Genomic DNA, 12,926 nt, shown 5'->3' on the forward strand with positions numbered 1-12,926 from the left:
TCACGCTCCCATCCGGTCGAGAGTGCGGTAGCTGCGTTCGACCGCGTCGGGGCGGCGCAAATACAGCGGGACCAGCGGTTCGGGGATCACACCCGACCACAGCGCGCCCGCCGCCACCTGCACGAGCGCGGCCGGCGAGGGTGTCTGCACGGTCAGCGCGGGAAGTGCGAACAGCGCGGTGTGCGCGGCCGATCCCGCGATCTTGGTCGCGCCGGCCACCGGTAATTCGCCCGGTTTGCACACCTCGGGCCCGGCGACCCGGGTACGGCCGCGGTCGCGATAGCGCGCGGCATAGACCTCCCGACGGCGCGCGTCGGTGACCACGAGCAATTCGTCGTCGGGGCCGAGTTCGGGCGCGCAACCGGCTGCGATCGCGTCCAGACTGCACACACCGTGCACCGGGATACCCAGCGCATCACCGAACGCGGCGGCGGTGGCCATCCCGACCCGCAGCCCGGTGAACGGTCCCGGGCCGATACCGGTGACGACCGCCCCGATATCGGCACGCGACACCCCGGCCTCGGCCAGGCATTCCAGGATCTGCGGAGTGAGCGCCTCGGCGTGCGCGCGGGCATCGACGAGTACCCGGGCGGCGAGAGTGCGCGGTGCGGCGGCGTCCGAGGTGTTCGCACCGGCGGCCGCCTGCTCCAGTTCGACGAGACCCGCCGTGACGGCAGGCGTCGCGGTGTCGACAGCAAGTGCAAGCATGGTCTGGTCAACGATACCGGGTGACCCGCTTCACACAGCGGCGGCGCACGGCGCCCCAGCAGCGAGGTTGCCGATTTCGTGCGACCTAGTGCGCCGCCCCGGTGTGTACCCACTCCCAAGATGCCGTGCGGACTTCGGATTCCGGCTCCCGCGACATCCGCACCAGCAGATGCCGGCCGGTCAACCGCTCCGCCATCCCGCTGCCCCACTCGACCACCACGACCGCGTCGTCGAGTTCGGTGTCCAGATCGAGCGCGTCGAGTTCGTCGAGGCTGCCGCCGAGCCGATAGGCATCGACATGGACCAGTGGCACCGGCGGCCCGTCGGCGCGTTCGCCCGCCGGATGCCGGCGCGCGATGACGAAGGTTGGCGAACTCACCCGCCCACCGACCCCGAGGCCGGACGCGATACCGCGGGTCAGAGCCGTTTTACCGGCCCCCAGTGGTCCGTCGAGCACCACCAGATCGCCGGCCCGCAGCCCGGCGGCCAGTTCCCGCCCGAGCGCCTCCGTATCGGTGACCTCCGGCAGCAGGCGTTCGCCGCGGTCAACCACCGGTGGCCTCCCACCGGTCGTCCTCGCCGACCACTCCGGCCCGCACCAGCAACCGATCCAGCGCGGCGTTGGTCTCCTCCGGGTACTGCAGCTGCGGCATATGTGCCGCCTCGGGGAGCCGGACGAGTTCGCACTCGGCCAATTCGCGTGCCAGCACACGGGAATTGCGGAAGGGAATGACCAGGTCCCGGGTGCCGCCGAGGACCAGCGTCGGGGTATCGCGCAGCACCGGCAGGGCCGCCGCCTCGTCGTGCAGTTCGATGGCCTTCAGGAACTTCACCACGGTTTCCACCGGGGTGCGGTCGATCATCATGGTGGTGAACCGCGACAGTGTGGGACTGACCGGTCCGTGGAACGAACTCACGTGCAGGATCGGCGTGATCACATGGCGGGCAGTGACCCGTCCGGCCTGTACCAGCGCCGGAGCGGTGTATACGGCCAGCCGGAATCCGTCGATCGCGGGATTGCGCAGCAACTGTCCGATACCGGAGGAGGCGACCTCGGCGGCCGCGGTGGACAGCAGCGCGACACCGCGCACCCGCTGCGCGAAGAGACCGCCGGCATGGGCGGCCGCGGCGAGTACCGCCATCCCGCCCAGCGAATGCCCGACCAGGATCAACGGCCCGCGCGGCGCGCGCGCGTCGATCACGGTGAGCAGATCGCGGCCGAGCTGGGACACCGTACAGCTGTCGGTTTGCGGCGTTCCCGAGCGGCCGTGGCCGCGCAGGTCGAACAGCACCAGCCGTAGCCGCGAACCCCAGCGCTGTGCAAGGTGGCGACGCTGGAAATGGAACGACTCCATGCTGTTGCAGAAACCGTGCACGAAAACGACTGTGGCGTCCGCGTCGCCGGAACCCCACTCCCGGGTGGCCAGGCACACACCGTCGTCGGCGAGCACCTCACCGGCCCGGTCGAGATCGATCAGGGCGAAGTTCTCGTCCCGGTACTCGTCGCGGACAGGGGGCCACAGTACTTTCGCACCGGCCCGGCGCAGCGCGTGCACACCGGCCATGGCGCCCACCACCCCGGCGGTGGCCAGCCCACCGCGCAACAGGGTCGTTCCTCGTTTCATCGGGTACCCCCTCGATACCGCCGGTGTACCCGGCCACGGGGCGCGCACACCACTTCGTAGTGGATGGTGCCGAGCAGATCGGCCCAATCCTGGGCTCGCGGTTCACCGTGGGAGCCCGGTCCGAACAAGATCGCGGTATCGCCTTCGGCCACGCCCTCGGCATTGTCATCCAAGTCCACCACCAGCTGGTCCATACACACCCGGCCGCGGTTGGGACGGTTGCGTCCACCGACCCACACCTGCATCCGTCCACCCAGGGTACGGAACACACCGTCGGCGTATCCGGCGGGAATCAGCGCGACGGTGGTGTCGGCCGGGGCGATCCATTCGTGCCCGTAGGACACCCCTTCGCCCTTCGGGACTCGTTTGACCAGGGCCACTTCGGCCTGGAAGGTCATGGCGGGCCGCAGCTCGAAATCGCCGATATCGGGGACCGGGGTGAGCCCGTACACGGCGATACCGGGACGGACCATATCGAAGGCCAGGTCGGGCCGGGTCAGCGTGGCCGCGGAATTGGCCAGGTGCACGAGTTCGGGCTCCAGACCGTATTCCTTGGCCGCCGCGATGGCGTCGAGGAACCGGTCGCGTTGCAGGTCGATGGTCGGGTGATAGGGCTCGTCGGCGTGCGCGAGATGGGAGAAGATCGCCCGGAAGCGCACCACCCCCTCGTCGACCTGCTTCCGCAGGGCCGCGAGAACCACGGGATAGACCTCCTGCTCGATCCCGTTGCGATTGAGCCCGGTGTCGACCTTGAGACTCACGACAGCCTGTTCGCCCAGGTCGCGGGCGGCCGCGGCGACGGCGTCCAACTGCTCCGCCGAGGAGATACCGATCTCGATTTCGGCGGCGACGGCCGCGGTGTAATCCGCGTCACAGATATTGAGCCAGCACAGGATCGGCGCCTCGATTCCGGCCTCGCGCAGCGCGACCGCCTCGGCCACCGTGGTGACCCCCAGTTCGGCCGCGCCCGCGGCCAGCGCCGTCCGGGCGACCTCGACGGCGCCGTGGTTGTAGCCGTCCGCCTTGACGACCACCATCACCGCGGCGTCGCCTGCGTGCGCACGCAGCACTCCGACGTTGTGCGCGATGGCGTCCAGGTCGACGACTGCTTCCACTTGACCGTTCACACCTGCCGATACTGCCATCCCGGCGCGCGGCCGCGACGGCGGCCACCCGCGGGGCCGGGCGTGCGTAGCTCAGGCAGCCAGCGCGCGGAGCGTCGCGATGGCGGCGGGGATATGACGCAGCAGCGGTGTCGCCGAGACGGGGGCGGCGGCCCCGCCCGGGGTGTCATGGGCGGCGAGCCCCGCGGCGAGTGCGTGCACGCGGGCCGCGGCGGCCGCGGCCGGGAGCGGATCGCGGCCTGCGGCGAGCAGCGCCCCGATCACCCCGGAAAGCACGTCACCGGCGCCGGCGGTGGCGGCCCAGGAACCACCGGCCTCGTTGACCAGCACCTGCCGCCCGGGGGCGGCGACCAGTGTCGCCCGGCCTTTCAGCAGCACGGTGACCTGCCACGATTCGGCGAACCCCCGGACCGCGGCCACCCGGTCGGGTGCCGGCTCCGCACCGGTGAGCCGGCGGAACTCACCGGCGTGCGGAGTGAGCACGGTGGGAGCCCGGCGACCCCGGACCAGCTCCGGTTCGCTCGCCAGCAGGGTCAGACCATCGGCATCGATGACCACCGGCAGGTCGGTGGCCAGGATCTCGGCGAGGTGATCGCGCGCGCCGGAGTCGGTCCCGGAGCCCGGACCGAAGACCCAGGACTGCACCCGGCCCGCATCCGCCGGATCGGCTACCGCGATCACCTCCGGATACCACGCGAGCACCGCGGACGCGGCGGTACCCGCGTAACGCACCATCCCGGAGGTCGCGGCCACCGCCGCGCCCGTACAGAGCACGGCCGCGCCCGGGTACGTCGCGCTGCCGGCCTGCACCCCGGTGACCCCCTGCGTGTACTTGTCGTCCGCGGCTCCCGGCACCGGCCAGGCCGCGCCCACCGCGGCGGGATCCAACGCGGCCAGGTTCGGTTCGGGCAGCCGTAAACCGATGGGTACCAGCTCGATCCGGCCGCACCGGTCCGCGGCCAGGGCGTGCACCGGTTTACGGGCACCGAAAGTGACGGTGACCGCCGCCCGGACCGCGGGCCCGGAGACCGCACCGGTATCCGGGTCGACCCCACTGGGCAGATCGGCCGCGATGATCGGAACATCCACTTCCGCAACGATTCTCGCCGCATCCGGGCGCAGCGGCCCGCGGCCGGAGATACCGACGATCCCGTCGATCACCAGATCGGCGCCGGCGATCTCCGCAACCGCCGTCACCGGGTCGGCGCACAGCCGTCCGCCGGCGCGGCGCAGGGCGGCCAGCCCGGCCGTATGCGCCCGCGCCGGATTCAGCAGTACCGCGGTCACCGCGACCCCCCGCCGGCGCAACGTCACCCCGGCCCACAGCGCGTCCCCGCCGTTGTCGCCCGAACCCACCAGCAGCGCCACCGTCCGCCCCGCGACCCCGCCGCTGCGCGCCCGCAACTCGGCCGCGACCACCGTGGCCAGACCGTACGCGGCGCGGCGCATGGGCACTCCGTCGGGTACCCTGGTGAACAGTTCGGCCTCGGCGAGGCGCACCTCGTCGGCGGTGTAATAGCCGAGCGGCTGGGTCACCGAACACACCTCCGTGGACGGACGGGCAGCGATGCCAGCAGACTACGCTTGACCTCCATGTCCAGAGTTCACCGTGCCGTACTCGTCCCAGCCGCCGGATTCGCCCTCGTCACGGCACTGCTGTCCGGCTGCGGCTCCGGTGCTGCGACAGAAGAGATAACGAAAACCGATACCTCCGGCGCACATTCGCGGCACGACCCGGAGGCCACCGTCACCGTCGAGGTCGAAGACGACCACTTCTCGCCGGGCGATATCACGATCGCCGCCGGCGATACGGTGTCCTGGCATTTCGACGGCGACCTGCCACACGGTGTACAGGGCATCGGCGACAAGGCGATGAGCATCAACAGCCCGTTGTTCGAGGTGGGCGATTGGAGCCACACCTTCACCCAGCCGGGCGAATACCGCTACCTGTGCCCGATCCACCCGGATATGCGCGGCACCATCACGGTCGAGGAGTAGACGGGGTAACCGGGACATCGGTTACCCCGTCAGCTATTCCACGGTGACGGATTTCGCCAGGTTGCGCGGTTTGTCCACATCGTAGCCGCGGGCCTGCGCCACCTCGGCGGCGAAGATCTGCAGCGGCACCGTCGACAGCAGCGGCTGGTAGAGGGTCGGCGCGGACGGAATCTCGATCAGATCGTCGGCGAACGGGCGCACCAGATCGTCCCCCTCCTCCGCGATCACGATCGTGCGCGCCCCGCGAGCCTGGATCTCCCGGATATTGCTCAGCAGTTTGGAGTGCAGCACCCCACGCCCCTTGGGCGAGGGCATAACCACGATCACCGGCAGCCCGCCCTCGATCAGCGCGATCGGACCGTGCTTGAGCTCACCCGCGGCGAAACCCTCCGCGTGCATATACGCCAGTTCCTTGAGCTTGAGCGCCCCCTCGAGCGCCACCGGGTATCCGACATGGCGGCCGAGGAACAGGATGGTGCGTTCGCGCGCGAGTTCCCGGGCGATCGCCCGCACCTGCGGCGCCGTTTCCAGCACCTGCTCCACCAGCTTCGGCATGGCCTCCAGCTCGGCGAACTCACGCGCCACCTCGTCGGGGTACTTGGTACCGCGCGCCTGGGCCAGCGCCAGCCCGACCAGCAGGTTCGCCGTCACCTGCGCGAGGAACGCCTTGGTGGAGGCGACCCCGATCTCCGGCCCGGCCCGGGTGTAGAGCACCGCGTCGGATTCGCGCGGGATCTGCGCGCCGTTGGTATTGCAGACCGCCAGCACCCGCGCCTTCTGGCTCTTGGCGTGCCGGACGGCTTCCAGTGTGTCGGCCGTCTCACCGGACTGGGAGACCGCCACCACCAGGGTCGAGCGGTCCAGCACCGGGTCCCGGTAGCGGAATTCGCTGGCCAGCTCCACTTCCACCGGCAGCCGGGTCCAGTGCTCGATGGCGTATTTGGCGACCAGGCCGGAGTGGTAGGCGCTACCGCAGGCCACCACGAAAACCTTCTCCACATCGCGCAACTCCTGATCGGAGAGGCGCTGCTCGTCCAGCACGATCCGGCCGTCCCGGCCGGGCGTCTGATCGAAGTGACCGATGAGCGTATCGGCGACCGCGCCGGGCTGCTCGTCGATCTCCTTGAGCATGAAGTAGTCGTGACCGCCCTTCTCGGCGGCGGCCAGATCCCAGTCGATGGTGAACGGCCGGGTGCTCACGCCTTCGGTGGAACCGTCGAAGTCGGTGACGCGGTAGCCGTCGGCGGTGATCACCACGGCCTGGCCCTCGCCGAGCTCGACCGCCTCGCGGGTGTGCTCGATGAACGCGGTCACGTCGGAGGCGATGAACATCTCGTTCTCGCCCACACCCACGACCAGCGGAGTCGAGTGACGCGCCGCGATGATCTCTCCCGGATGGTCGGCATGCGTGAACACCAGCGTGAACGCACCCTCGAGCCGCCGGAGTACCGAAAGCGTGCTGGCCTCGAAGTCGCCCGCGGTCGGCCCCGCGGCGTAGGCCCGGGCGACCAGGTGCACGGCGACCTCGGTATCGGTCTCACTGCGCAGTTCGACACCGCCGTCCTCGAGTTCACGCCGCAGCTGGGCGAAGTTCTCGATGATGCCGTTGTGCACGACCGCGACCTTGCCGCTCACATCCCGGTGCGGATGGGCATTGCGGTCGGTCGGCGCGCCATGGGTGGCCCACCGCGTATGTCCCATACCGGTGGTGCCGGCGAACTCGTCCGGCGCCGCGGTGTCCAATGCCGCTTCCAGGTTGCTCAGCTGCCCGGCGCGCCGCTCGATCGCCGCGCCACCGGCGCCGTCGAGAATCGCCACGCCCGCCGAGTCGTAACCTCGGTACTCCATGCGGCGCAAGGCAGCGACGACGACGCCCAACGCGTCCCGGTACCCGACGTACCCCACGATTCCGCACATGGCTCCCCAGCCTACTTATCGGCTAACGTTCTCGTCGTGTCGGCGTCTGTGAAATCACTTCTGAGCACTCTGACCAGCCGCGGCCCGCATCGGGTGCTCCGCGGCAATCTTGCCATCGCGGGTCAGCCCGGGGTGGTGTACACGCCCGAGGCCGGCCGCGATCTACCCGCGGTCGCGTTCGGGCACGGGTGGCTGAACGGCGCCGGCAACTACCGCACGCTGCTCGAACACCTCGCGTCGTGGGGCATCGTCGCGGCCGCCCCCGATACCGAGCGCGGCCCGGTGCCCTCCCATCTGAACCTCGCCACCGATCTGCTCACCACCCTCGATATCTGTACCGGGGTCCGGCTGGGCGACGGCACCCTCACCGTGCACCCCGAACGCCTGGCGCTGGCCGGCCACGGGATGGGCGCGGGCGCGGCCGTACTCGCCGCCGCCCAGCGCCCGGTGGCCGCGGTGGCTCCATTGTTCCCGGCGCCCACCGCCCCCGCCGCCACCTCGGTGGCCGGTGACCTCACCACCCCGGCACTGATCCTGGCCGGGGTGAGCGATATCGATTCGCTGAGCTCGGACGCGGTCCCCCTCGCCGCGGCCTGGGGTGGTCCGGTGATCCTGCGCACTCTCGACGGCGCGGGTCACAACGGGCTCGCCGAAGGCCGCCGGCTGCTGGCCGCGCTCGGCGGCGGCAAGCACGAGGAGAAGACATCCCGCGCCACCCGCGCCCTGCTCACCGGCTACCTGCTGCACACCCTGCTCGGCGACAAGACCTACAAGCCGCTCGCCGACCCGGAGACCTCGATCCGCCACACCCAGGTCATCGACCCGGCAGCCGCCCTCCTGGACCAAGAGGAGAGCCGGAAAGCCGCCGCGACCCCCGACCCGGCGGCGGTCGGCAAACTCGTTCGGACACTCCGCAAGTAACACCGACACCCCACCGGAGACGAACCGTCCGGTCGTCGTCCAACCGGCAGAGGGTAGCCGGCACCGGACAGACCGGGACGGGTCCGCCCCCGAAGCTTCGGGACGTGGGTGACGCCAAGGCCGGGAAACACCGGCGCATCCGAAATATGCTGCGTCCCCTCAATTTTCGGCGTGCCGACCGTGCCGGGACCACCATGAGTGGTATCGGTCCCACCGCCGAGGTCATGCGCGCCGCGGCAGTCATGCATGAGCCACGGACTCAGCCGATAGTGATACCCATCACACCATGTCAGGATTTCCGGCGCTGCGTTGTCTTGTTCTCGAACCCCTCGAAACGAAGGAGACACCGTGAACAAGAACATCGACGTGGTGGTGATCGGCGGCGGGTATGCGGGAGTGATGGCGGCCAATCGCCTGACACAGCGCGACGACGTGACGGTGACCGTGATCAATCCGCGCGAAGCCTTCGTCCCGCGACTGCGCTTGCACCAGTTGGTGGGCGGGACCCACGATGCGGTCGTCGACTATCGGGATGTCCTGGCCGAAGGCGTCCGGCTGGTCGTCGGCAGTGTGACCCGGATCGATGCCGCCGGGCGCAACGTGACGTTGACCGACGGCAGCACGATCGGCTACGACTACCTTGTCTACGCCGTGGGCAGCGCCGCCGCCGGGCCGCAGGTGCCGGGCGCCGAATTCGTCTACCCGGTCGCCACGTTGGAAGCGGCGCAGCAGCTGCGGTCGGAACTGTTCGATACACCTTCGACGGCGGCGGTGACGGTCGTCGGAGGCGGCCCGACCGGTATCGAGACCGCCGCGGAGCTGGCCGAGCAGGGCCGCGCGGTCACCTTGGTCTGCGGTGGTGTTCTCGGTCCGTACCTGCACCCCAAGGCTCGGCGAACCGCCCGTAAGTACCTTGCCGCGCTGGGAGCGACCATTATCGAAGGAACCGATGCGAAGGTCACCGCCGTCACACGGGACGCCGTAGAACTCGGCGACGGCCGGACGTTGGCGAGTGCGGTCACGATCTGGACGGCGGGTTTCGGTGTACCCGACCTCGCCGGCCGCAGCGGGCTGAGTACCGACGCCGCCGGGCGTCTACTCACCGACGAAACACTGACCAGCGTCGACGACGAGCGCATTGTCGCGGCGGGTGACTCATCGGCTCCGTCGGATCTGCCGTTCCGGATGAGCGCCTACACCGCGTACTGCCTGGGAGCGCACGCTGCCGACACACTGCTGCACCGCATCGCGGGTGAACAGCCTTCCCCGATCGACCTGGCTTTCCCCGCCATGTGCCTCAGTTTCGGCCGGGAAGCCGGGATCTACCAGCTCGGCCACAAAGACGAGACCGCCATGCGGCTGTACTTCGGCGGTTTCGTGGGCAAGAAACTCAAGGAGTTCGCCTGCGAGGCAGGCATCAAGCATCTGGCGACCGAGGCGCACAAGCCGGGCGCACACCACTGGTTCAAAGACGGCAAACACCGGCCGCAGCTGCTGCAGACCCAGCGCGACAACGCGGCGGCACCGGTCGCATAGGACACTGCGCGGCGGTGCCCACCGGACGCCGCCGCGCACATATCATCGACGACGAGGCCGGGCCCGCTGCCCCGACGCCACCTATCGATCCGATTCGCGGCCGCGACCTCGGATATCGCAGCGGCGGACGCGCACGATATTCGGCACGCCGTCGTGACCCGGCGCACGTCCTGACAACAGCTCGCTCCAGCCGGGCCACGCCCCGTCACGACCGCGAATCGCCACCAGCCCGAAGATCAACTCCCCGACAGTCGCGTGCACCCGTTTCCGCAGCAGAATCCAGTTTCCGACGATGATGGCAAGTGGTATCGGCAGCAGCGCATAGCTGTTCGTTCTCGGCATCTCCACGGCCACCACCAGCACGCCCAACGCAAAAGCCGGCCCGAACAGCAGGAGGAGATCGATCAACGCGGCGCCCATCGACCGCAGCTTGCGTGGTGACGGATACCGCTTGTCCCCGTCGGACCCGTGGTATCCCGGCAGAAAATCAGGCGTACTCGTCAACCCGAAGGCATCCCCCGAACTCATCGGATGATGGTGACACACCCGGCTCAGTTGCTTTCCGACGGGATGACCGGTCTCACCGGAATTGATCGGTTCCGACACCCGACGTAGGATGCCGAAGCGTTTCGCGCTCAAGTCTTTTCGTCGATGGATCGGGCGAGCTGGGATGTTCCGCCAGGGGAAGGTGTCGATGGCCGCCGAGATGGATCTGGACCGCGCGATAGCGGGGTTCGCACAGATGGCCGCCGATGCGGAGCGCAGAGCTCAGCGGTTCGCCGAGTTACAGGAGCGGATGACAACGCTGACGGCGACCGAATCGGGCGCGGGCGGACGAGTCAGCGTCACCGTGGACAGTAGCGGGGTTCCGACAGCGATCGATCTGGCACCCGGTGTCCGGGAAATGGATTCGCGTGCGCTGTCCGCCGAGATCCTGGCGTGTATGCGGCGGGCGCAGGGAAAGCTTCGGCCGGGCATCGCCGGACTGGTGCACGATATCGTCGGCGAAGACCCGGCCGGTGCCGCACTCGTCGACGGGTTCGACCGGCGCTTCCCGGAGCTGGAGACGAGTGCGGCCACGGCATCGAATTCCGGTCCGCCGCAGGCCGACCATCCTCCCGCGTCCGCCGCCGAACAGCCTTCCCCTCAGCACCGTCCGGTACCACCAGCGTGGGACTCCACACCGCCTCCGGCGCCGCGCAACCCCCACCGCAACCAGGTCGTCACTCCGGACGAACCCGACGAAGAAACCGAGTACTACCGCCGGAAATCGTGGTTGGAGTGAACGATGACCAACAATCCTGACAGCGTCTCGGTCGATCCCGAAGAAGTGCGAAAACACGCGGACAGCGTCGAAGCGCTCATGGGCAGTCTGGACAAATGCCTCGAAGCCGCCAACTACCTCACCTCGGCAGATGACGGGTACGGGGACTGGTTACGGCCGGCGATAAAAGGGCTGTTCGACGACAACCATCGATCGACCGTCGAAGTGATTCGCGCGGCCGGTGAGCGCACCGCCGAGGTTCCGGAGAAGCTGAAGGCGACTGCCACATCCTTCGAAGACGCGGACGGGTCGTTCACCACAACACTCCAGGGACTCCAGGCGGCGATAGGGAACTCCGAATGAGCTTCGACGACGCCGCGCCACCCGACAACGAACTCATCGACGATGAGTCCCATTACAGCAATGCCTACTTCCAGGAGGATGTCTCCTGGCTGTCCAATGTCGGGCTCGAAGGCGACGAAGAGACCGGCGGCCTGGGTGTACTCAAAGGCACCGTCGCGGGTGACGCATGGGATATCTACGGGAATCTACGGAACGACAATTCCGGTGAGGCAGCCTTCGGTGTAGCCGGGGTGGCGGCGACCGCAGTCGAGGCGGTCAAGGATCCGTTCGGTTTCGCGGGCACCCAGGTCGCCAAATGGATGTTGGAGCATATCGAGCCGCTCAGGCAGGCATACGAGGAACTCACCGGCAACCCCACGATCGTGGAGGCATATTCGAAGTCCTGGCACGCGATTTCGACCGAACTGACCACGACGAGGTCCCAGTGGCAGCGCACCATCGAGACCGACATCAACACCTGGTCCGGCAGCGCGGGCGACGCGTACCGCAAACACGCCGAAGAGGTTCTCACCGCAATCGACACCGCAGCGGCCGCAGCGGCTGCTCTCGGCGAGCTGATGGATAAGACATCCAAGATTATTGCCATAGTCCGGGATCTGGTTCGCGATATCATCGCTGCCCTGCTCGGCGCGGCCATCGGCTATACGATCGAACTCGCGGTGACCGCAGGCGCGGCGGCCGGCCATGTCATCGCCTCGTTCCTGGCGAAGCTCGCGAAGAGCAGCCTGGACACAATGACCTATCTGAAGAAACTCAATGACGTGATCTGGTCGTTTGGAACGTACAGCGAACCGCTCGCCAAAGTCCTGCAAAACGGCATGAGTTGGTGGAATTCCGGGGATGCGGCGACCGGGCAACCGACAGCGGCAACGTAGTTGGGTTCGTCCGCATGGTGAGAACCCAACTGTCCGCTACGCCATCCAGCGCCCTGGGTCGGTGCACCATCGAGGTTGTGCGGGGTAGCTCTGCCAGTTCCGAATCGCTCAGACCAACCAGCTGTTGCGCCGGTAGTACTGGGCTTCGTCATCTCCGTCGTCGTCGACGGGTGTGACGACCCGCTGGTTCCGCCGCGCCGCCGCCGACCGCGCTATCGCCTCCTGGCGAGTGCGTAGTTCCTCGTCGTCGAGCCGCGCCGTACCGGCGTCCCACAGCCGGAGCTCGGTTCCGGGTTCCCGTCCGGCACCGTGCGACTGCTCGTCCACCGGTCCGACCTGCTCGTTCGGGCGGGATGGCCCGCTTTGTTCCCGGGCTGCTGTGTCTTCCCGCACCGCTGTGTCGTCGACGCGTTCCGCCAGTTCCCGCCAGAACTGCCGCATCTCGGCGGCTGCCTGCTCGGTCAGTTCACGGCTGCGGGCTTCGGACCGCCGCTTCGTCTCCGCCATCCGCTCCACCATGCGGTCGGCGTAGCGCCGGCATTCCTCGCCGATCCGTTCCACTTCACTGGCCATGCCCACCTCGCCGATCATGCCC

General features: G+C 68.6%; 14 protein-coding genes. 6 read left to right on the plus strand and 8 right to left on the minus strand.

Annotated elements, in window-relative coordinates:
* The 5 genes from tsaB to NF4_RS16530 form a co-directional block, all read right to left on the minus strand.
* Complete coding sequence (gene tsaB / locus NF4_RS16510) at positions 1 to 708, minus strand: tRNA (adenosine(37)-N6)-threonylcarbamoyltransferase complex dimerization subunit type 1 TsaB (protein ID WP_063128206.1); 708 nt, start codon at positions 706 to 708, stop codon at positions 1 to 3.
* Between the two features lie 85 nt (positions 709 to 793).
* Positions 794 to 1,261, minus strand: a complete 468-nt coding sequence (gene tsaE / locus NF4_RS16515; protein WP_063128207.1) for a tRNA (adenosine(37)-N6)-threonylcarbamoyltransferase complex ATPase subunit type 1 TsaE — start codon at positions 1,259 to 1,261, stop codon at positions 794 to 796.
* Positions 1,254 to 2,333 (minus strand): alpha/beta fold hydrolase, encoded by a 1,080-nt coding sequence (locus NF4_RS16520; RefSeq protein WP_063128208.1) that lies wholly within the window; start codon positions 2,331 to 2,333, stop codon positions 1,254 to 1,256. Before NF4_RS16520 ends, tsaE begins: the two co-directional genes overlap by 8 nt.
* Positions 2,330 to 3,478, minus strand: a complete 1,149-nt coding sequence (gene alr / locus NF4_RS16525; protein WP_063128209.1) for an alanine racemase — start codon at positions 3,476 to 3,478, stop codon at positions 2,330 to 2,332. The genes NF4_RS16520 and alr overlap by 4 nt, the downstream gene beginning before the upstream one ends.
* Positions 3,479 to 3,529: 51 nt before the next feature.
* Positions 3,530 to 4,993 (minus strand): NAD(P)H-hydrate dehydratase, encoded by a 1,464-nt coding sequence (locus tag NF4_RS16530; protein WP_063128210.1) that lies wholly within the window; start codon positions 4,991 to 4,993, stop codon positions 3,530 to 3,532.
* A 57-nt stretch (positions 4,994 to 5,050) separates the two neighbouring features.
* On the opposite strand from NF4_RS16530, the gene NF4_RS16535 reads away from it, so the two are divergent.
* The gene (locus NF4_RS16535; protein ID WP_063128211.1) at positions 5,051 to 5,455 is read left to right on the plus strand and encodes a cupredoxin domain-containing protein; all 405 of its coding nucleotides are present in this window, start codon (positions 5,051 to 5,053) and stop codon (positions 5,453 to 5,455) included.
* A gap of 33 nt (positions 5,456 to 5,488) precedes the next feature.
* Here NF4_RS16535 and glmS read toward each other — a convergent pair whose 3' ends face one another.
* Positions 5,489 to 7,372 (minus strand): glutamine--fructose-6-phosphate transaminase (isomerizing), encoded by a 1,884-nt coding sequence (glmS, locus tag NF4_RS16540; protein ID WP_063128212.1) that lies wholly within the window; start codon positions 7,370 to 7,372, stop codon positions 5,489 to 5,491.
* A 36-nt stretch (positions 7,373 to 7,408) separates the two neighbouring features.
* Between glmS and NF4_RS16545 the strand changes: the two genes are divergently transcribed.
* Together NF4_RS16545 and NF4_RS16550 are read left to right on the plus strand one after the other, a co-directional pair.
* Positions 7,409 to 8,293 carry a poly(ethylene terephthalate) hydrolase family protein gene (locus NF4_RS16545; protein WP_063128213.1) on the plus strand — a complete coding sequence of 295 codons (885 nt, stop codon included), beginning with the start codon at positions 7,409 to 7,411 and terminating at the stop codon, positions 8,291 to 8,293.
* A 348-nt stretch (positions 8,294 to 8,641) separates the two neighbouring features.
* Positions 8,642 to 9,829: an NAD(P)/FAD-dependent oxidoreductase gene (locus tag NF4_RS16550; protein ID WP_063128214.1), complete on the plus strand. Its 1,188-nt coding sequence runs from the start codon at positions 8,642 to 8,644 to the stop codon at positions 9,827 to 9,829.
* 81 nt (positions 9,830 to 9,910) lie between these two features.
* Here NF4_RS16550 and NF4_RS16555 read toward each other — a convergent pair whose 3' ends face one another.
* Positions 9,911 to 10,357: an RDD family protein gene (locus NF4_RS16555; protein ID WP_157120361.1), complete on the minus strand. Its 447-nt coding sequence runs from the start codon at positions 10,355 to 10,357 to the stop codon at positions 9,911 to 9,913.
* Between the two features lie 166 nt (positions 10,358 to 10,523).
* Here NF4_RS16555 and NF4_RS16560 point away from each other — a divergent pair, with 166 nt between their 5' ends.
* The 3 genes from NF4_RS16560 to NF4_RS16570 are packed head-to-tail and all read left to right on the plus strand — an operon-like array spanning position 10,524 to position 12,331.
* Positions 10,524 to 11,114 carry a YbaB/EbfC family nucleoid-associated protein gene (locus NF4_RS16560; protein ID WP_198165347.1) on the plus strand — a complete coding sequence of 197 codons (591 nt, stop codon included), beginning with the start codon at positions 10,524 to 10,526 and terminating at the stop codon, positions 11,112 to 11,114.
* A gap of 3 nt (positions 11,115 to 11,117) precedes the next feature.
* On the plus strand, positions 11,118 to 11,456 hold the full coding sequence (locus NF4_RS16565) for a type VII secretion target (protein ID WP_063128217.1): 339 nt from the start codon (positions 11,118 to 11,120) through the stop codon (positions 11,454 to 11,456).
* Positions 11,453 to 12,331 (plus strand): hypothetical protein, encoded by an 879-nt coding sequence (locus NF4_RS16570; protein ID WP_063128218.1) that lies wholly within the window; start codon positions 11,453 to 11,455, stop codon positions 12,329 to 12,331. Before NF4_RS16565 ends, NF4_RS16570 begins: the two co-directional genes overlap by 4 nt.
* A 108-nt stretch (positions 12,332 to 12,439) precedes the next feature.
* On the opposite strand, the gene NF4_RS16575 is transcribed toward NF4_RS16570, so the two are convergent.
* The gene (locus NF4_RS16575) at positions 12,440 to 12,922 is read right to left on the minus strand and encodes a hypothetical protein (protein WP_063128219.1); all 483 of its coding nucleotides are present in this window, start codon (positions 12,920 to 12,922) and stop codon (positions 12,440 to 12,442) included.
* Positions 12,923 to 12,926 lie beyond the last annotated feature (4 nt).

Source organism: Nocardia fusca NBRC 14340, from assembly GCF_001618425.1.
GTDB lineage: Bacteria > Actinomycetota > Actinomycetes > Mycobacteriales > Mycobacteriaceae > Nocardia > Nocardia fusca.

What these genes read in the sequence shown, in the direction of transcription:
- glmS (WP_063128212.1), bottom strand. Translation starts at nt 7,372, where the DNA reads ATGTGCGGAATCGTGGGGTACGTCGGGTACCGGGACGCGTTGGGCGTC.
- tsaB (WP_063128206.1), bottom strand. Translation starts at nt 708, where the DNA reads ATGCTTGCACTTGCTGTCGACACCGCGACGCCTGCCGTCACGGCGGGT.
- NF4_RS16560 (WP_198165347.1), top strand. Translation starts at nt 10,524, where the DNA reads ATGGCCGCCGAGATGGATCTGGACCGCGCGATAGCGGGGTTCGCACAG.
- NF4_RS16535 (WP_063128211.1), top strand. Translation starts at nt 5,051, where the DNA reads ATGTCCAGAGTTCACCGTGCCGTACTCGTCCCAGCCGCCGGATTCGCC.
- NF4_RS16565 (WP_063128217.1), top strand. Translation starts at nt 11,118, where the DNA reads ATGACCAACAATCCTGACAGCGTCTCGGTCGATCCCGAAGAAGTGCGA.
- NF4_RS16555 (WP_157120361.1), bottom strand. Translation starts at nt 10,357, where the DNA reads ATGAGTTCGGGGGATGCCTTCGGGTTGACGAGTACGCCTGATTTTCTG.
- alr (WP_063128209.1), bottom strand. Translation starts at nt 3,478, where the DNA reads ATGGCAGTATCGGCAGGTGTGAACGGTCAAGTGGAAGCAGTCGTCGAC.
- NF4_RS16575 (WP_063128219.1), bottom strand. Translation starts at nt 12,922, where the DNA reads ATGATCGGCGAGGTGGGCATGGCCAGTGAAGTGGAACGGATCGGCGAG.
- NF4_RS16520 (WP_063128208.1), bottom strand. Translation starts at nt 2,333, where the DNA reads ATGAAACGAGGAACGACCCTGTTGCGCGGTGGGCTGGCCACCGCCGGG.
- NF4_RS16570 (WP_063128218.1), top strand. Translation starts at nt 11,453, where the DNA reads ATGAGCTTCGACGACGCCGCGCCACCCGACAACGAACTCATCGACGAT.